Source organism: Burkholderia sp. ABCPW 14, assembly GCF_001523835.1.
Taxonomy (GTDB): domain Bacteria; phylum Pseudomonadota; class Gammaproteobacteria; order Burkholderiales; family Burkholderiaceae; genus Burkholderia; species Burkholderia mayonis.
The window spans coordinates 215481-233392 of sequence record NZ_LOVS01000006.1; the positions used below are offsets into that span (position 1 = coordinate 215481).

Here is a 17912-nt window from a genome sequence, read left to right on the forward strand (position 1 = left end):
CGCAGCGGCCGCGCGACAGGCCACGCTGGCCCGCCGCGCCACCGTGCGGATCGCGGAATGGATGGCGGTGCGGCGGAAGCGGTTCTTTCGCGCGCCATAACAATTGGATTCCTAAGCATTGAGCGAGCCGCCGCCGAGTCGGGCGCACGTTCATGTCGGCACGCGAGACCGACCGCGCGCCGACACGAACGCCGAACCAAACGGCGCCGTTCCGCCGCGCAATCCGTCGAAGGGAGAAAGCCATGTCGCCATGAATCGCAGCTTCGCCGCATCGCCGTGCATCGGCTGCGCGCCGCGCGTCCCTACCCGCCGGACCAAGGCTGCGCATCCGTTCTTCATCATTTTCTTGGGACTCCCAAAATGCAGAGAACTCAGCATGTCAACCGGCTATTCTCGAAACGTTTCGCGCTGTCGCTGCTACCGCTAGCGATCGCCGCCACGTTGTCCCCGCTTTCCGCGCAAGCCGCATCCGATTGGGCGCCGACCCGCACCGATGCCTTCCTGCTCACGCGCGCGCCAGCCGCCGCCGCATCGCAGACGCTGGCCAAGACGGCGCCGAGCTACGCGCTCAATACGATCGGCGCACCCGAGCTCGCCGACACGACCGTCACGCCGCTCGAGCTGAGCCAGCCGCTGCGCGTGACCGTCGTCCTGAAGAGCCGCAACGAAGCGCAGCTCGACGCGTTCCTTCATGAAGTGAACCAGCCCGGCAGCGCGAACTATCACAAGTACCTGACGCCCGAGCAATTCAAGGCGCGCTTCGCGCCGACCGACGGCCAGGTGCAGGCCGTCGTCGCGCACCTGAAGGCGAACGGCTTCAGCAATGTCACGGTGTCGGCGAACAACAAGCTGATCTTCGCGGAAGGCAACGCATCGAATGCGGAGCGCGGCTTCCATACGACGCTCAAGCGCTTCAACTACCTTGGCAAGGCCGTCTACGCGAACGACGCGGCGGCGCTGATTCCTGCGTCGATGAGCCCGTTCGTCGATTCGGTGCTCGGGCTGCAGAATGCAGCCGTTCCGCATCGGCTGCTCCATCGCGCCACGCCGACGGCCGCGCGCATCCAGCCCGACACGATCACGAAGAACGCGACGAGCGGCTCGCAGGTCGGCCACCAGACAACCGACTTCGCGCAGATCTACGACGCGAGCGGCCTGCCGGCCGCGACCAATACGACAGTCGGGATCATCACGTGGGGCGACATGACGCAGACGATCGCCGACCTGAACACGTTCACGCAGAACGCGGGCCTGCCGACCGTCAACACGGCGGTCGTCGCGGGCAGCTCGGGCACGCTCGCCAACGACGGCGATCCGGGCGAATGGGATCTCGACAGCCAGACGATCATCGGCACATCCGGCGGCGTCAAGCAGTTGATCTTCTATGCGGCCGTCAACGGCGACAGCAACGACAGCGGGCTCACGAACGCGACGCTGACGGCCGCGTACAACAAGGCCGTCACCGACAACGTCGCGAAGGTCATCAACGTATCGCTCGGCGAGGACGAAGCGGCCGCGAACTCGGACGGCACGCTCGCCGCGACCGACGCGGTCTTCAAGCAGGCGGTCGCGCAAGGCCAGATCTTCTCAGTGTCGTCCGGCGACGCGGGCGTCTACCAATGGTCGACGTCGCCGTACGGCGCGCCGGGCTACATCGGCACGTACAGCGGCGGCAAGGTCACGACGAAGATCAATCTGGCGAAGTACAGCGTATCGTCGCCGGCGAGCTCGCCGTACGTCGTCGCGGTCGGCGGCACGACGCTGTCGACGAGCGGAACGACGACCTGGGCGGGCGAGACCGTCTGGAACGAAGGTCTTGCGTACGCGGACATCGGCAGCAACGGCCAGCCGCTCGACAACGCGGTTCGGATCTGGGCGACGGGCGGCGGCGTCAGCGGCTACGAGGCGGCGCCGAGCTGGCAGACGGCCGCGCTCGGCAGCTCGGTGACGAAGCGCGTCGTGCCGGACGTCGCGTTCGACGCCGCGCAATCGACGGGCGCGTACATCGTCGTCAACGGTCAGCCGAATCAGTTGATCGGCGGCACGAGCCTCGCGTCGCCGATTTTCGTCGGCGGCTGGGCGCGCGTCGAATCGGCGAACAACAACAGCCTCGGTCTGCCGACATCGAACTTCTACCAGGGCCTGCCGGGCAATACGTCGCTCGTGCACGACGTGACGTCGGGCAACAACGGCTATAACGGTTACGGCTATGGCGCGAACTCCGGGTGGGACGATGACACCGGCTTCGGCAGTCTCGATTTCGCCAAGGTGAGCGCGAGTTCGGTCAAGTAACGAGCGGGGATCGCCGCGCGCGGCCAGCTTGGAACGCGCGGCGAGTTTCATGCTGGAACGCGTATGTCGTATGTCGGCATCGTAGGCCGGCGTCTGCGTGGCTTTCGATGCGACTGTCACCTGTGCTGAAGAGACGGATTCCTGCCGAGCTCTCTTTGTCGCAATTTGCGGCTTGCCGTCGGATTCGTTGTGCGCTCGGGCGCATCGCAGTTGATTTGCCGCACAGGTAGCTCAACCATGCCGGCGGCGAGCAAATCGATGCCGATCGGTCGGTGAGCGCCGCCCGCTAGCCACCATCCTCTTCTCGAATCGGGCCGCCTCGATCGATATCGCAGCACGCCTCACGCTTTCGAACCTGAGCCGTACGCCAAACGTCGCGCGAATCGAGCAATGACGGCGCGAGGCCACCACCGTCGTGTCCGATGTTCCGTGTTCCGTGTTCCCAGCGTCGTCCGTTACGCCGCCCGGAACGTCACGTAGCACGACGGGAACAGCGCCGCCACGGCCTCGCAGAAAATCCAAATTTCTTCGTCACTTTCGAACGATTAATCGATGATTTGATATTTTTTATACATTAACGACGGGAAACTCTACCCATTACTCAATGGTACGAAAATTGCATCGATGGCTGTCACAGTGAGATTATCTGGGAGCCTGTCATGCAAAAACTGTTCAATAAATCGGCCGTCGCAATCGGCGTTTCCGCGCTGCTCACCCTTTCCGGCTGCGGATCGGTCGACGGTCCGTCCTTGCCTTCCGGCGGCGTGAAGCCGACCACCATCGGCAATACCGGAACGTCGGGTACATCGGGGTCGTCGGGCACGTCCGGCACCTCGGGTTCGGGCGGCACCTCCGGTTCGTCGGGTTCAGGTGGGTCCGGTACGTCGGGGACTTCCGGCACCTCGGGGACTTCCGGTACTTCCGGCACTTCCGGCACTTCCGGTACTTCCGGTACTTCCGGTACTTCCGGTACTTCCGGTACTTCCGGTACTTCCGGCACTTCCGGTACTTCCGGCACTTCCGGCACTTCCGGCACTTCCGGCACTTCCGGCACTTCCGGCACTTCCGGCACTTCCGGTACTTCCGGTACTTCCGGCACTTCCGGCACTTCCGGCACTTCCGGCACTTCCGGTACTTCCGGTACTTCCGGTACTTCCGGTACTTCCGGTACTTCCGGTACTTCCGGTACTTCCGGTACTTCCGGTACTTCCGGTACTTCCGGTACTTCCGGTACTTCCGGTACTTCCGGTACTTCCGGTACTTCCGGTACTTCCGGTACTTCCGGTACTTCCGGTACTTCCGGTACTTCCGGTACTTCCGGTACTTCCGGTACTTCCGGTACTTCCGGCACCTCCGGCACTTCCGGTACCTCGGGTACTTCCGGCACGTCTGGCACCTCGGGCACCGCCTCCTCCCCGCTTGGCAACATCCTCGCGCAAACCGGCAATCTGATCACCGCGACGGGGACGGTCGTCTCCGCCACCGGCAACCAGATCTCCGGCACGTCGGTGCCTGGCGTCAACAGCGCGACGACCACGGATCTCGGCAACGCAGTCAGTTCGCTCGGCAACGGCGTCCAGACGCTCGGCAACGGCACCGCCGCCGGCCTCGGCACGCTCGGCACGTCGCCGAACCCGCTCGGCCCGACGCTCACGTCGACGTCCGGCGTCGTCTCGAATGTCGGCAACGCGGTTTCGTCGCTCGGCGGCGTCGTGACGAGCATCGGCACCGGCCCCCTGGCGCCGCTCGCGCCCGTCACGTCGCCGCTCGGCGGCGCGGTCGGCACGCTCGGCAGCACCGTCACCCAAGTCGGCTCCAGCCTGAACAACGTGCTCACCAGCGCGCCCGTCCAGCAGCTCGAAACCGGCGTGAGCTCGATCATCAACCCGATCACGAACGCCGTCTCCGGCACGACGCAAACGGTCGGCGCCGTCACCGGACTCGGCGCACCCGTCAACAATCTGCTGACCACCGTCGGCAGCGGGCTGAACGCGGCCGGCGCGAAGGTGTCGGGCTCGACCAACAACCAGGTGGTCCAGGCAGTCGGCGGCGTCGTCAGCCAGCTTGGCAACACGGTCACGAGCGTCGGCGGCCTGCTGACCGGCGGCACGACCAATCCGCTTGCACCGATCACCGGCGTCCTGTCCGGCGGCACGACCAACCCGCTTGCGCCGATCACCGGCGTCCTGTCCGGCGGCACGACCAACCCGCTTGCACCGATCACCGGCGTCCTGTCGGGCGGTACGTCCAACCCGCTCGCGCCGATCACGAGCATCGCGGGCTCGCTGACCGGCGCGGCAGGCGCGACGCAGCCCGGCACGACGTCGAATCCGCTTGCGCCCGTCACCGGCCTGCTCGGCGGCCTGTCGGGCTCGACGGGCGGCAACGCGACCTCCGGCCTCAACCTCGTGCTGGCGCCCGTCACGAACCTCGTCGGCTCGCTCGCCACCAGCGCGAACGGCGCCGTCGCGACGACGTCGCCCACGACGAGCACCGGTTCGACGACGACCTCGCCCGTCACCGGCGTCGCCGGCAGCCTGACCGGCAGCACGACCGCGAGCGGCTCGGCGACGACGAACCTGCTCGCGCCCGTGACCAACCTGATCGGCGGACTGCTCGGCGGCGTCACCGGAAAGTAAGCGCAGGCAAGCGCAACGGCGCGGCGGCCCGGCCCAACCACTCCAAACGCCCGGCCGCCCGCCGTCCATGTCATGACACGGGGGATGACATGCAATCCACTCTCGACAGCGTCGCGAACGCCCAAGAACGGCCACCGCGTTCGGCGACGCCATTTTCGATCGGCCTCGCCGGCATCGCGGCGGGGCTCTTCACGTTGTGGGCGTCGCGCGGTTCGGCCGCGCTGACCGGCACGGAACGCAGCCTGCTCGCCTGCGCCGCGATCATCGCGACGATCGGCGCGTACGAGCTGTTCGTCGCGCGCGCCCATCTGCGTCCGAGCGCCGGCCTCGCGAACCGCGCACTGCGCCCGCTCAGCGTCGCGCGCGTGTCGCTGCGGCTCGCCGCGCTCGCGTCGGTCTATGCGGGCATCGCGCTCGTCTACTGGCTGCTGCCCGAATACCACGGCGCGTTCTACCAGCCGTTTTGGTCGCTCGTCGGCATGCTCGCGCCGTCCATCGCGCTCGCCGCGCCGATCTATTTCGGCTGGATGGACCGGCGCCAGCGCGATGTCGACGACGCGTATCTAGGGTGGGGCCGCTGGCTGTTCCGCGGACAGCGCCCGGCCGATTGGCGGCCGATCCGCCAGATGCTTGCCGGCTGGGCCGTGAAGGCGTTCTTCCTGCCGCTGATGGTCGTCTATCTATCGACCGATGCGGACCGCATCGGCGCGTCGTTCGCGAGCGCGGCAAGCGCGCCGTTCTCGCTCGCGACGTTCCGTTTCATGTACGACCTGTCGTACACGATGGATCTGATGTTCGGCGCAGTCGGCTATCTGTGCACGTTTCGCCTTCTCGACAGCCACGTGCGCAGCGTCGAGCCGACGACGCTCGGCTGGCTCGCCGCGCTGATCTGCTATCAGCCGTTCTGGTCGCTGATCGCAAACAACTACATCCACTACGAAGGCTCGATGTTCTGGGACAACTGGCTGCTGTCCGTGCCCATCGTCCGCTTCGTGTGGGGCGGCGTCATCGTCGCGCTCCTGCTCTGCTATGCGTTGTCGACGATTTCGTTCGGACTGCGTTTCTCGAACCTGACGAATCGCGGCATCATCACGTCGGGCCCGTACCGGTTCACGAAACATCCGGCCTATCTCGCGAAGAACCTGTCGTACTGGATGATCTCGGTGCCGTTCGTCGAGCCGCTCGGCTGGCGCCTCGCGATCATGCATTCGACGGCGCTCGTCACGGTGAATCTGCTGTACTGGCTGCGCGCGAAGACCGAGGAGCGGCATCTGATGCGCGATCCCGAATATCGTGCGTACGCCGAATGGATCGACCGGCACGGGTTGTTCGCGAAGCTCGCGAGGCTGGCCGGGCGGGAGCGGCGTGCGTGATGGGAATGCGCGATGGCCGCGTCCGCGTCCATCGCGCGACAGGCGGATGCTGCTCCAGCAACCGCTTTGCTGATTGGGCATCCGAAACACGGGCATTGCGAGATTGCCTATCCAAATAAGAACAAGCGCACGAGCAGTTCCCTACATTCACGCATCGTCCGCGCCCAAAATCGGTACTGCCGCGCATGATCGCGCCGGCGCATCCCCGGCATCATTCGCGTGCCTCCCCGCCCGCGAACAACCTCCGGCCGCGGTCCGCACCACTCGCATCGTCGCGCGCGGCCTTCCGCCAAGTGCGCGCCGCCGCCCACCGTCTTCCCCTATTTTTGCCGCAGTCAACGCCGTTTCCCCGCCTTGCGCCCCATCTGCGTAGTGTGGGCTGTCGTACTTTCCCCGCCGGACGGCGACGCTATCCTTCGACGCAGATGCATGGTTCGCGCGTCGATCCATGTCCGACGCCGCCGCCCACGGGCGGCGGCTCCTCTCGCCAACCCAGCCGTCGGAGCGACGGCCGGCCGCGCGAACGCGTCCACGGGCGCGCGGCCCGAGTGAGTCAGACGAATTGAGCCGAGACCGCGGTTTTGCGGCATCGCTCGCTGATTGAAGGCGGCACGCGCAACCGTTCGAAACCCGACGATGCCGGCCCGAAAGATCCAGCGGTTCGACCCGCAGTTCGACTCGCCATCCGACTATTACGCACCGATGCAAGGTATCTCGAAGATACACAGACTCTGGGCGGCGACGTTCGTCATCGCAGTTGCGAACGACGTGTTGTCCGGCGCGATCCGCTACTACACGTCGCTCGCTGGCGTCGCGGCGCTCGGCTACCTGCCGAAGGCGCTGATGGTCGCGTGCCTCGGGCTCGCGATCGTCCAGCGGCCGAAAGCGAGCCACGTGCTCATCGCCGCGTACCTCGCCGCGCAGACGTGCGTATCGCTCGCGAACGGCGTCAGCCTGAGCGCGGTCGGCTTCTGGATCTGGACGATCGCACCGATGCTGTTCGCGATCGTCATGCCGCAGCAGGCACTCGACGAACTCGAATCGCGCCGGATGCTCGGCGCATTCGTCGCACTCGCGCTGCTGTGCATCGGCGGCGTGCTGCTCAATTATTTCGTCAGGCTGCCGTGGGTCGGCGGCAGCGTCGACATCGGCGGCGTCAGCGTGCAGCTTGCGAAATCGTCGTACGTCGGCACCTCGTCGCGGCTGCCCGGCTTCGGCCGCAGCAGCGCAACGACCGGGCTGATGATCGGACTGCTGACGACCTGGATCTTTCCGCGCCTGCGCTCGCGGCTCGCGCGCTCCGCGCTGCTGGCGTTCGCGGCGCTCGGCATCTGGGCGACGACAAACAAGACGACGCTCGTCGCGCTCGCGTTCGTCGTCGCGTTGCATTTCATGCTGCGCACGCGCTCGCTGCGAACGGTATGCATCTGGGCGACCGTGCTCACGATCGCACTGCCGATCGCCGGCTGGGTCGTCACGCTCGCGAGCACGCAGGACGTCGGCAGCTCGGACTCGCTGTCGTCGATGCAGGACCGCTTCATCAATACGTGGCCGCTGCTGATCGAAGGGCTGCTGCGCGAGCAGCTGATCTGGTTCGGCATCGGGCCGGGCGGATTCGGCTCTGCGGTCGGCTATTACACGGCCGACTTCGGCTTCAACGTCGGTTACGCGGACAACATGGCGCTCTACACGGTCGCGAACTTCGGCATGATCGGCGCCGTGCTGATCGTCGCGGCTCTCGTGCGCTTCATCCTCTCGCAGCCGGCGAATGACCGGCCCGTCTGGCTGATGCTCTGCTTCCTGCTCGTGAGCGGCGTGACGACGGACATCTGCGAGACGATCGGCTGCCTGCTGTTCCTCGGCGTGACGCTTCGCTCGATCAGTCTGCGTGCGCCGCAGCGCGCGCGCATCGCGAGTGCGCGAATTGCGTTCGACCGGTTGCGATACGGTGCGGGCGTGAGCGCGCCGATCGCGCGCTGAAGCCGCGATGCGCCAAGAAGGAAACGACGATATGACGAACCGCACGTCCAACCAGCGCCGCCGACTGCTTGCCGCGCTTGCGAGCGCGGTGCTCGCCGCACCCGGCTTCGCTGGAGCCGCGACTACCGTCGTACTCGATGCACCGACCACGAACATCGTCGCGAAACGCGCATACGTCGATCTGCCGGGCTTCGCCGCGTCGCGCGACAACACCGGCATCGCCGTGCACGACATCGGCGATACGAAGCTGCTCGATGCAGTGAAAGACGCCGGTTTCTCGTTCGTCCGCGCGGACCTGTTCTGGGAAGCAGTGGACACGCCGCACGGCTGGGATTTCTCGAAGTACGACGCGCTCGTCGCCAATCTGTCCGCACGCGGGCTCGGTGCGTTGTTCATTCTCGGCGGCATGCATCGTCTGCACAGCCCGAACCAGCCGCCGACGACACCCGCCCAGCTTGCCGCGTTCCGCCAGTATGTCTTCAAGGCCGCGCAGCGCTTCAAGGGCAAGCCGGTGCGCTTCGAAGTGTGGAACGAGCAGGACCACAAGACCTACTGGCTCGGCGAGCCGTCTCCCGCCGCGTACCGGAACGTACTGAAGCGGGCAGTGCAAGCGGTGAAGGCCGCGAATCCCGATGCGATCGTCGCGACGGGCGGCGTGCAGCAAGTCAACCGCACGTTCATTCGTGCGGTCGGCGATATCGCCAGCCGCGCGCAACCGGCGCCCGACGCGATCAGCGTGCACCCATACCGGCAAACCGAGCCGGAAACGGTGTTTGCCGACTACGCGGCGCTGCGGCGCGACCTGTCGGCGTATCGCACGCTGCCGCAGATCTGGGCGACCGAATGGGCGTATCCGAGCTACGGCTACAACTACGTCGCCGACATCCGAGACGGCCACTCGAGCGTCGCACGCGAGCGCCAGGCGAGATACGCAGTACGGCTGCTGCTAGCGAACTGGATCTCGCAGATCGGGCTCACGTCGTACTACGACATTCGCGACGATGGCCGCGATCGCAAGAACATGGAGCACAACTTTGGACTCCTCGACACTGACAACGGGAAGCTGCCGGCATACATCGCGGTTCGCCAGTTATTCTCGTTCACCGGGGACGCCGAACGCGCCCAGTATTTTCTGGGTTCGGACGCGCGCTACGTGGTGCTGAAGCTGACCGCCGCGCGCGCGACGAAGTACGTGGTCTGGTGCTACGGCGACGGCAACGCGATCGGCGTCGACCTGTCGCGGCTGCCGACCGGCGCGGTCGTGACCGACATGTACGGCGCCGAGCTCGATGTCGGCAGCCGCAGGCGACTCGACGTTTCGGAGGCACAAGGGCCGATATTCATCACGATCGGGGCATGAGCGTCGCGCCCGGCACCCGCCCTCGCGCGGAACCGGGCTCGATCGCTCGATGAAGAGAATTGACTGAGAGGATTGCGGCGGCCGGCATCGCGGCCGTCGTCGCATATCACGGGAAACAACGATGGATCTGAAAGCACAACCCATTTCGGCGGCACTGCACGCAAAGAGAAACGACGGGCTCGCGAGCCTGTGGTGGAGCGTCGTTCGGCACCGGCGCCTCTTTGCGACGATCGTCGTCGTGTTCTTCGCGCTGGGCGCTCTGTATGCGCTCTTCGCAACGCCGCAATATCGCGCCGAAGCGCTGCTGCGGATCCAGACGAAGCCCGGATCGTCGATCAGCGCGCTGTCGGACGTGTCAGGCACGATCTCGAACGGCCCGTCCGCGAACGACGAGAGCGAAGTGCTGACGTCGCGCGCGATCGTCGGCACTGCGATCGAACAGATCGGCGCGAACCTCGACATCCGCACGCTCGACTATTTCCCGCTCGTCGGCCGCCTGCTCGCGTCAGGCCATGCGAACGACGACAAGCTCGCGTCGCCGTTCCTCGGCATGTCCGGCTTCGCGTGGGGCGGCGAAAAGCTGAAGCTCGGCGAATTCTCGTTGCCCGATGCCGCGCTCGGCGACAAGTTCCGGCTCATCGCGGGCGAAAACGGCCAATGGACGCTCTACGACAAGAAAGACCGCCTGCTCGCGCACGGCGCGGTCGGCCAGACCGTGCCGTTCAGCGTCGCCGTGGATGGCGAACCGGCGCAAGCGGGCCGGATCCGCGTCGACACGCTGCGCGCGCGTTCCGGCATTGCGTTCTCGATCCTCAAGGAACCGACGCAGCTCGTCTACGACGATGTGATGAAGAAGATGAAGACCGTCGTGGCGAATCGCGATTCGACGCTCGAAGAGCCATCGATGATGAAGCTCGTCTACCAGGCCGACACGCCGCAGCGCGTGCAGGAGATGGTCAACGCGATCGTGCGCGTCTATCTGCAGCGGGACATCGCATATCGCGCGGAGAAAGCGCAGCGCAATCTCGACTCGCTGCACGCGCGCCTGCCCGGTCTCAAGAAGGATCTAGAGAAAGCCGAAGATGCGCTCAACCGCTACCGCACGACGACGGGCACGATCGATGTCGACCAGCAAGGCATCGCGCTCATCAACCGGCTGAACTCGTTGTCCGAGCATCAGACCGTGCTGCAGCTCGCGCTCGACAACGTGAAGGCGCGCTTCCTGCCGGGCAGCACGACCTATCAGACCGTGCAGACCCAGCTCGATCAAGTGAAGAAGGAGATTCAGCAGACGACGGCGGCGGCCAACAAGCTGCCGACCGCCCAGCGCGAATTCGTCCGGCTGTCGCGGCAGGTGTCGGTCGCGACGCAGCTCTATACGAGCGTGCTGACCAATGCCCAGCAGCTCGAGATCGCCGTCGCGAGCACGACGCCGGGCGTGAGTGTCGTCGATTGGGCGAACAAGCCGTACAAGAAAGCGTGGCCGCAACGCGGCATCGTGGTGCTCGGCGCGCTGCTGGGCGGGCTGTTCGCGGGCCTCGCCGCCGCATATCTGCTTGCGCGCTATCGCAACGAGCTGAGCGTTCCGCAATCGATCGCAGACGTGTCGGACGTTCCTTGCGTCGCCGTCGTCGCACCTTCGGCATCGGCGCTCGCGCTCGACGACGACAGAACCGGCGCCGCGCGTGCGACGGTGAAACCGCTTGCCGCGCGACATCCGAACGATCCGGGCATCGAAGCGCTGCGTGCGCTGCGCACGAGCCTGCGCGCGGCGTTCGCGCACGACGGCCGCAGCCGCGGCAAGGTGCTGGTGTTCGCGGGTCCGACCGCAGGCGTCGGCAGCAGCTTCGTCGCGTCGAATCTCGCGTATCTGTTCGCCGACGCGAATGCATCGGCGCTGTTCGTCGACGCGGACATGCGCGGCGGATCGCACAATCCGCTCGGCGTCGGCCGCAACGGCGGCGGCATCGGTCTCGCGAACGTGCTCGAAGGCGGGCAATCGCTCGACAAGGCGATCATCAAGATCGGCAAGAGCAAGCTATCCGTGATGACGCCCGGCACGCTCACGGGATCGAATCCGGGCGAGCTGCTCGAACGCGCCGAATTCTCGCAGTTGCTCGCGACGCTGCGCACGCGCTATGACTTCGTGATCGTCGACGCGCCGCCCGTGCTGCCGTACAGCGACACGCTGTCGATCGCCGCACAGGACTGCGATGCGGTGCTGCTCGTCTCGCGCGGCAGGACAACGCGCGCCGCGGAGCTCGAAACGGCGCTGCAGCGCCTCGACAGCGTCGACGCGAAAGTCGCCGGGCACATCTTCAACGCGTACGTCGCGCCGCCCAATCACCTGCGGACGTGGACGTCACTGCGAGACGGGTGGCGCCAAGTCGCCAAGCGCTGGGCGAAGCCGCAGCGCACTGCCCGGCCGGCACGAGCAAAGCAGACGTTCCGGCTGGCAAAAGGAGCCGTCGCGAAAACCTCCCGAAACTGACGGCAGTGAGTCCGATCTCGTCGGATTCCGAATCAATGCGATATGAAGAAGCAATCGCAGGAAAAACCGGGGGTTTCCATACCCCCGGTTTTTTATTGGCTCGAGCGTTCACATCTTTGCTACAACGACGATGATCGTTTCGTGAATAGATCGCGAGTCGAATAAGAATCCCAATAGATAAAACGCGCGTCGCGCGCTCTCACCGGCACGCCCCCAACACGAACCACGGTCACGCACGACGGCGGCAAAAGCCCGTCGCATAAGGTTCTCATCGCTTGCGCGAGCAATGGCGCCCGCCATATCGATCCGCGTTTCGAACATACGCCGAACCCTCCGCCGAGTGGGGAAAAGCCGCCCCGAAGCCACTATTTATCTCTCGAACGCGAATACTCAGAACTATCGCTGCGGAATTTCGAGATAGCTTTATCTCAATTTAACCTAAAATAGAGGTTTCTCTATTCGGAGATCCCACCATGAAACGCCTAGCCGCGGTCGCCATGAGCGTGACACAATCCATTAGTATTCCTATTCATTATCCGGCGGCGAGAGCCGCATTGCTCGCGCTGTTGCTCTCCGCTTGCGGCGGCGGCGGAGATCAAGGCAAGGTCAATGCCGCCGCCGTCGCGCCGACGAACGGCGTCGTCGTGCCCGCTTCCGGCGCGTCGGCAACGTCCGGCTCGTCGGGTTCGTCGACGTCGTCGTCCGGTACGGGCACATCCGCGCCCGCATCCGGCGCGTCGTCGCCTTCGGAAACCGCTTCGGTGCTGCCGTTCTTCGGCGTGAACGGACATTACGTCGACGGCGGCGTGTATGCATCGATACCGCTCGCGACTCAGGCGGCCCATCTTGCCGGACTCGGCATGAACGTCTACCGGCAGGATGTATACATTCCGGATCACGTCAACACGCTCGCATCAACAGTCATTCCCGGCCTCGGCCCCAACGTCACGGTCCTGCCGATGATCGAAGCGCACCCATGGGCCGATCCTTCGCTGAACGGACAGCAGCCGACCGAGGCGAGCGCCTACGCGTACGCATACAAGCTTTCCGCCTATGCGGCGAAGAAGCTCGCCGGCATCCCGATGGTGGAATTCGGCAACGAGTACGATCTCGACAGCCACAACGCGCCGATCCAGGGCGACGGCGTCAATATTTCGGATTACGACAATTCGACCTTTCCGATCTGGCGTGGCGCGCTCACGGGCGCGCTCGACGGCTGGCGCTCGGTCGACACGAATCGCACGACGAAGCTGATCGCGAACGCGACCTCCGGCGCGCTGCATTTCGGCTTCCTAGACGGCCTGATGACGGGCACGCAGCCCGATGGCACCACCGGGCACCCGAAGATCACGCCGGACGTGATCCAGTGGCACTGGTATTCGAACGGCGGCGACTTCGAGAACGCGCTCGGCAAGACCGGCAGATACAACGTGCTTGCACGGCTGAAGGAGCGCTACAACTTGCCGATCGTCGTCACCGAAATTGGCGCGAACACGGACAATTCGGACGCACAGATCTCCGCCTACATCGCGAAAACGATTCCTGAACTGGCCGCGGCAAAGGCGGCCTACAACGTCATCGGCTTCAACTGGTACGAGCTCTATGACGATCGCAGCGGTCCTTACGGTTTGTTGACGGGCAGCGCACAAGAAAAGCCGCGCTACGCGCTCATGAAAGCGGCGATCGCCGGTTCTGTTCCGAACTGATCGGCGCTCGCGCGACGACACTCGCGTCGGGAGAAGGCAGCACGCTTGTAACCAACGGGTAACGCGTGCTTCCGCTTGGCAGAACGCGGTCCGCCTTGCCTTCGCATGCACTCGATGCCGGGCCGCGCACCCGACCGCGCGGCCTTCGTCATCGCCCACTGTCGCGCCGCAGGCGGTCCGTCGCCGCGGTTACCTTTGATTACAACGCCGCCGTTGTGCGACACATGCGATTCGTACAATGCAATTGCCCAAACAACGTTTAGGAAGAGGCAAAAATGAAAGGTCATCGTTTGGTTGCACTAACTGCTACGGGTCTGTTCGTCTTGATGTCGTCGGCCGCGCAAGCGGCGGGCGGCGGGGCTAGTGGCAGTGGCCACGGCGGCGGCATGGGTGGCGTGGGTAGCGCCGGAGGTAATACCGGCGGCATGTCGGCAGGTCATATGAGCAGTTCGGGCATGACGAATTCGAACAGCATCAACTCCGGCGATCGCGACAAAGGTCTTTCTCGCGCAGCCGATCGTTCGGATACGCAGGCTGACCGCGCGAGCACCGAGCCGGGGCGATCGCATACGCATCATGCGTCGACCCACATGACGCATCACCACCACCTCGGCAAGCACATGGCCGTCGGCAAGGCGAACTGATCGATCCGTCTCCGACGGACGATGTCGACGACAAGGGCGCCATCGGCGCCCTTGTCGCTTTTTCTTCTTGACAGTACGCTCTCGTCGCTGACGATCGGCGAGGATCTTCAATACGTCTGCGTCGCCGCATATCGGCCTCCCCATGCCGGTGCGCCGATGATGCGCCCCCGACGATCACCGGCATATGACTGCAGCAAAGCGAGCCGATCTTCGCTGAACGATACGCTGCGCCTCCGGCTTGCGGCATCGCAAAATCATATACCCCTGCCTACTATACAAATCTGCGCATTGAGATATACTCCCCCCCGGTATTTTTGGGAAAAGCAATGAGCCACACTATTCGAGAGAAACAGAAGCTCCTGAACCGCGTGCGCCGCATCAAGGGGCAAGTCCAAGCAATCGAGCGCGCGCTCGAGGAAGAATGCAGCTGCAACGAGGTGCTGCAGCGGATCACGAGCTGCCGGGGCGCGATGAACGGCCTGCTGGCCGTCGTGCTCGAAGATCACATCCGCACGCATCTCGTCGACGCGGACGCGCCCGACAACCACGAAGGCAGCGCGACCGAGCAGTTGATCGACGTGGTCCGCAGCTACTTCAAATAAGCGAAGGGATCGATGAGCGAATTCGAAGACGTCGCATTCGGCGCCGGGCACGACCACATCTTCCTCGGGGCCGCGCACGAACAGAACGAACGCAGGACCTGGATCGTCATCGCTCTGTGCGCGGTGATGATGGTCGCGGAGATCGTCGGCGGCACGCTGTTCGGCTCGCTGGCACTCGTCGCGGACGGCCTGCATATGTCGACCCACGCGGGCGCCATGCTGATCGCAGCGGTTGCGTACACGTACGCGCGCAGGCACGCGAACGACTCGCGCTTCGTATTCGGCACGGGCAAGCTCGGCGACCTCGCCGGCTTCACCAGCGCCATCGTGCTCGCGATGATCGCGCTATTGATCGCCTACGAGGCGCTCGCCCGGTTTCTGTCGCCCGTTCCGATCCATTTCGACGAGGCGATTCCGATCGCCGTGCTGGGCCTGCTCGTGAATCTCGCAAGCGTGTGGCTGCTGAGCGGCGACCATCACGGGCATGGTCACGGGCACGGCCACCATCATGGGCATGGCCACGATCACGGCGCGAACCACGAACACGGCGATGAAGCGCAGACGATCTCGTCGCGCGGCCGCACCTTCTTCGTATCGATCTTCGAGGACGGCGTACCGCCCGTATTCCGGATCGAGCCCGCAGCGGGGCAGCCGGCCGTCGGCGATTTGCCGGCGGTGATCACGACGGTCCGCGCCGACGGATCGCGGCGCACGTTCGAACTGGCGAATCGCGGCAGCTATCTGGAATCGATCGATACGATCCCGGAGCCGCATGCGTTCACTGCGATCGTGCGCCTGCACGGCGGCGAGCATTCGCTCGCGTTCGCCGAGCATGAACACCCGCATCATCATGATCACGGCGGCCCGAACGATGCCGCGGCACGCGACCACAACATCCGGTCCGCCTACATACACGTAATCGCGGATGCGGCTGTCTCGCTGCTCGCGATCGGGGGGCTCGTGCTCGCGCGCGCATTCGGCTGGATGTGGATGGATCCGCTCGCGGGCATCATCGGCGCCCTCGTGATCGCGAATTGGTCGTACGGCCTGATGCGCGACACCGGCCGCATCCTGCTCGACATGAATCCGGACCGGCGTCTCGCGGACAATGTGCGCCGCTCGATCGAAAGCGGCGGCGATAACGTCACCGATCTGCATGTCTGGCGCCTGGGCCCCGGCCACATGAGCGCGGTGGTGTCCATCGCGACAGGCGATCCGGCGCACGACTCGCGCTTCTATCATCGATTGTTGAAGCGCTTCAAGAATCTGTCCCACGTGACGGTGGAAGTGCATTGCCGCGCTTGACGCGAAGGCGAAAAGGACTGCATCGCCATTGACGAAGCGTCATCGGACCGAACGCTCGTTCGGTCCGACGAATGCGCACGACGGGTTCGTGGCAACCATGATGTAAGCCTGAAGTGAATATACCGCGCAAGACGGTCGTCATCACGCGCTGCCGCTCGCTCGCGCCGTCGTCGCTGCGCTCGAGCGCGTGAAATGCTCAACTCAGAACCGAACGACACCGGCGGCGTCTCGCCGCCGCGCATGGAAGCGGTCGCCCGGCCAGCGCGAAATGCGACGCGATTCGCGCCGCATTCGGGCAGATCGCCTCTCCGGTCGACCGCCCGACGGACGGTCCCCGTCGCACCGATGGCCTTCGCCGATTCGGCATCGCAACGCGCCCGGATTGGGCTTACCGTTTTCGTCTGCGCGTTCTACGGTCCGAGGTTCGTCAACGTGAATGGCAAGCAGGCATCGTAAGCAGTCCGCACGACGCCCGGCGTTGGGCGGCGCGCGCAATGCGCACCGCTCCTTTGTCTTCGAGTTCGCATTCGCGCTCGACGCGGCCCGACCGGATCGGCGCACGCCGACGCAACCGACATCCAATCGCTCGCCTTCAGCTCTTGTAGCTGTCGTCGCGACGCTCGAGCTTGCGGATCAGCGCGGGCCACACGAACGCGCCTCCCAGGCCGCCCGTCTGTACGGACGCCGCTTCGGCACTCGTCGCGACGATCTCGCGTGGCACCTCGATCAGTTCGCCGCCGTGTTGCGCGGCAATCTGGATCTGGCATGTCGTCTCGAACAGATACATGGCGAGAAACGCATCCGCAATCGATGGGCCGACCGTCAGTAATCCATGATTGCGCAGCATCAGGAACGTCGCGCGCCCGAGGTCAGACTGCAAACGCGGCTTCTCTTCGTCCTTCAGCGCGACGCCTTCGTAATCGTGATACGCGAGCGAACTCAGCACGAACGTCGATTGCTGCGAGATCGGCAGCACGCCGCCACGCTGCGCACTAACGGCAACGCCCGCGCGCGTATGCGTGTGCAGCACGCATTGCACGTCTTCGCGCGCGGCGTGCACTGCGCTGTGAATCACGAAGCCCGCGCGATTCACCGGATACTGCGAATCGTCGACCTTGTTGCCCGCCTGATCGACCTTCACGAGCGACGACGCGGTGATCTCCTCGAACATCATCCCGTACGGGTTGATCAGGAAATGGTGATCGGGGCCGGGCAGGCGCGCCGAGATGTGAGTGAAGATCAGATCGTCCCAGCCGTGCATCGCGATGAGGCGATAGCAGGCCGCCAGATCGCAGCGGAGTTTCCATTCGGCCGGCTCGACGTTGGCGGCGGATGCAGTGTTCATAGAGGATTCCTTTTGTTGCCGGCGATTGCCGCGCAACCGTTTCCGATGCATTGTGGGCACGTGTGGCGCCGCGCACGGCGCGGCGTCGCGACGGATTCGCACATCACCCTATCAGTTTCGCGCGCCGATGTGCATCGGGTTTGCCAGCGCCTGCGCCCGCGCGCATGCGCTTCAA

13 protein-coding genes are annotated in these 17912 nt (G+C 65.0%); 10 read left to right on the top strand and 3 right to left on the bottom strand.

The genetic code is table 11. From position 1 onward, the window contains the following. Positions 1-150 precede the first annotated feature (150 nt). Positions 151-378: a hypothetical protein gene (locus tag WS62_RS37210; RefSeq protein ID WP_197422741.1), complete on the bottom strand. Its 228-nt coding sequence runs from the start codon at positions 376-378 to the stop codon at positions 151-153. Between WS62_RS37210 and WS62_RS01655 the strand changes: the two genes are divergently transcribed. Further along, positions 361-2292 carry a S53 family peptidase gene (locus WS62_RS01655; protein WP_066566856.1) on the top strand — a complete coding sequence of 644 codons (1932 nt, stop codon included), beginning with the start codon at positions 361-363 and terminating at the stop codon, positions 2290-2292. The two genes, WS62_RS37210 and WS62_RS01655, sit on opposite strands and share 18 nt — an antisense overlap. 631 nt (positions 2293-2923) lie before the next feature. Here the strand turns inward: WS62_RS01655 and WS62_RS38970 are convergent. Continuing rightward, positions 2924-3841, bottom strand: a complete 918-nt coding sequence (locus WS62_RS38970; RefSeq protein WP_442855052.1) for a hypothetical protein — start codon at positions 3839-3841, stop codon at positions 2924-2926. On the opposite strand from WS62_RS38970, the gene WS62_RS38975 reads away from it, so the two are divergent. The 9 genes from WS62_RS38975 to dmeF all read left to right on the top strand — a co-directional run bounded on the left by WS62_RS38975 (position 3801) and on the right by dmeF (position 16392). Then, positions 3801-4931 (top strand): collagen-like triple helix repeat-containing protein, encoded by a 1131-nt coding sequence (locus tag WS62_RS38975; RefSeq protein WP_066566857.1) that lies wholly within the window; start codon positions 3801-3803, stop codon positions 4929-4931. The genes WS62_RS38970 and WS62_RS38975 overlap by 41 nt on opposite strands. A gap of 89 nt (positions 4932-5020) precedes the next feature. Then, positions 5021-6304 carry a methyltransferase family protein gene (locus WS62_RS01665; RefSeq protein WP_066566860.1) on the top strand — a complete coding sequence of 428 codons (1284 nt, stop codon included), beginning with the start codon at positions 5021-5023 and terminating at the stop codon, positions 6302-6304. A gap of 636 nt (positions 6305-6940) precedes the next feature. Continuing rightward, on the top strand, positions 6941-8284 hold the full coding sequence (locus tag WS62_RS01670) for an O-antigen ligase family protein (RefSeq protein WP_066566869.1): 1344 nt from the start codon (positions 6941-6943) through the stop codon (positions 8282-8284). A gap of 31 nt (positions 8285-8315) precedes the next feature. After that, complete coding sequence (locus tag WS62_RS01675; RefSeq protein ID WP_066566985.1) at positions 8316-9644, top strand: cellulase family glycosylhydrolase; 1329 nt, start codon at positions 8316-8318, stop codon at positions 9642-9644. Between the two features lie 121 nt (positions 9645-9765). Further along, positions 9766-12135, top strand: a complete 2370-nt coding sequence (locus WS62_RS01680; protein ID WP_066566877.1) for a GNVR domain-containing protein — start codon at positions 9766-9768, stop codon at positions 12133-12135. 473 nt (positions 12136-12608) lie between these two features. Beyond that, complete coding sequence (locus WS62_RS01685) at positions 12609-13841, top strand: glycosyl hydrolase (RefSeq protein ID WP_082720602.1); 1233 nt, start codon at positions 12609-12611, stop codon at positions 13839-13841. 275 nt (positions 13842-14116) lie between these two features. After that, complete coding sequence (locus WS62_RS01690; RefSeq protein ID WP_066566883.1) at positions 14117-14485, top strand: hypothetical protein; 369 nt, start codon at positions 14117-14119, stop codon at positions 14483-14485. Positions 14486-14811: 326 nt separating this feature from the next. Beyond that, the gene (locus tag WS62_RS01695) at positions 14812-15087 is read left to right on the top strand and encodes a metal/formaldehyde-sensitive transcriptional repressor (protein WP_066566886.1); all 276 of its coding nucleotides are present in this window, start codon (positions 14812-14814) and stop codon (positions 15085-15087) included. Positions 15088-15099: 12 nt separating this feature from the next. Next, complete coding sequence (gene dmeF / locus WS62_RS01700) at positions 15100-16392, top strand: CDF family Co(II)/Ni(II) efflux transporter DmeF (protein ID WP_066566888.1); 1293 nt, start codon at positions 15100-15102, stop codon at positions 16390-16392. Positions 16393-16984: 592 nt separating this feature from the next. Here dmeF and WS62_RS01705 read toward each other — a convergent pair. Then, positions 16985-17737, bottom strand: a complete 753-nt coding sequence (locus WS62_RS01705) for a class II aldolase/adducin family protein (protein ID WP_066566890.1) — start codon at positions 17735-17737, stop codon at positions 16985-16987. Positions 17738-17912 lie beyond the last annotated feature (175 nt).

What these genes read in the sequence shown, in the direction of transcription:
- WS62_RS01655 (WP_066566856.1), top strand. Translation starts at nt 361, where the DNA reads ATGCAGAGAACTCAGCATGTCAACCGGCTATTCTCGAAACGTTTCGCG.
- WS62_RS37210 (WP_197422741.1), bottom strand. Translation starts at nt 378, where the DNA reads ATGCTGAGTTCTCTGCATTTTGGGAGTCCCAAGAAAATGATGAAGAAC.
- WS62_RS01665 (WP_066566860.1), top strand. Translation starts at nt 5,021, where the DNA reads ATGCAATCCACTCTCGACAGCGTCGCGAACGCCCAAGAACGGCCACCG.
- WS62_RS01670 (WP_066566869.1), top strand. Translation starts at nt 6,941, where the DNA reads ATGCCGGCCCGAAAGATCCAGCGGTTCGACCCGCAGTTCGACTCGCCA.
- WS62_RS01675 (WP_066566985.1), top strand. Translation starts at nt 8,316, where the DNA reads ATGACGAACCGCACGTCCAACCAGCGCCGCCGACTGCTTGCCGCGCTT.
- WS62_RS01680 (WP_066566877.1), top strand. Translation starts at nt 9,766, where the DNA reads ATGGATCTGAAAGCACAACCCATTTCGGCGGCACTGCACGCAAAGAGA.
- WS62_RS01685 (WP_082720602.1), top strand. Translation starts at nt 12,609, where the DNA reads ATGAAACGCCTAGCCGCGGTCGCCATGAGCGTGACACAATCCATTAGT.
- WS62_RS01690 (WP_066566883.1), top strand. Translation starts at nt 14,117, where the DNA reads ATGAAAGGTCATCGTTTGGTTGCACTAACTGCTACGGGTCTGTTCGTC.
- WS62_RS01695 (WP_066566886.1), top strand. Translation starts at nt 14,812, where the DNA reads ATGAGCCACACTATTCGAGAGAAACAGAAGCTCCTGAACCGCGTGCGC.
- dmeF (WP_066566888.1), top strand. Translation starts at nt 15,100, where the DNA reads ATGAGCGAATTCGAAGACGTCGCATTCGGCGCCGGGCACGACCACATC.
- WS62_RS01705 (WP_066566890.1), bottom strand. Translation starts at nt 17,737, where the DNA reads ATGAACACTGCATCCGCCGCCAACGTCGAGCCGGCCGAATGGAAACTC.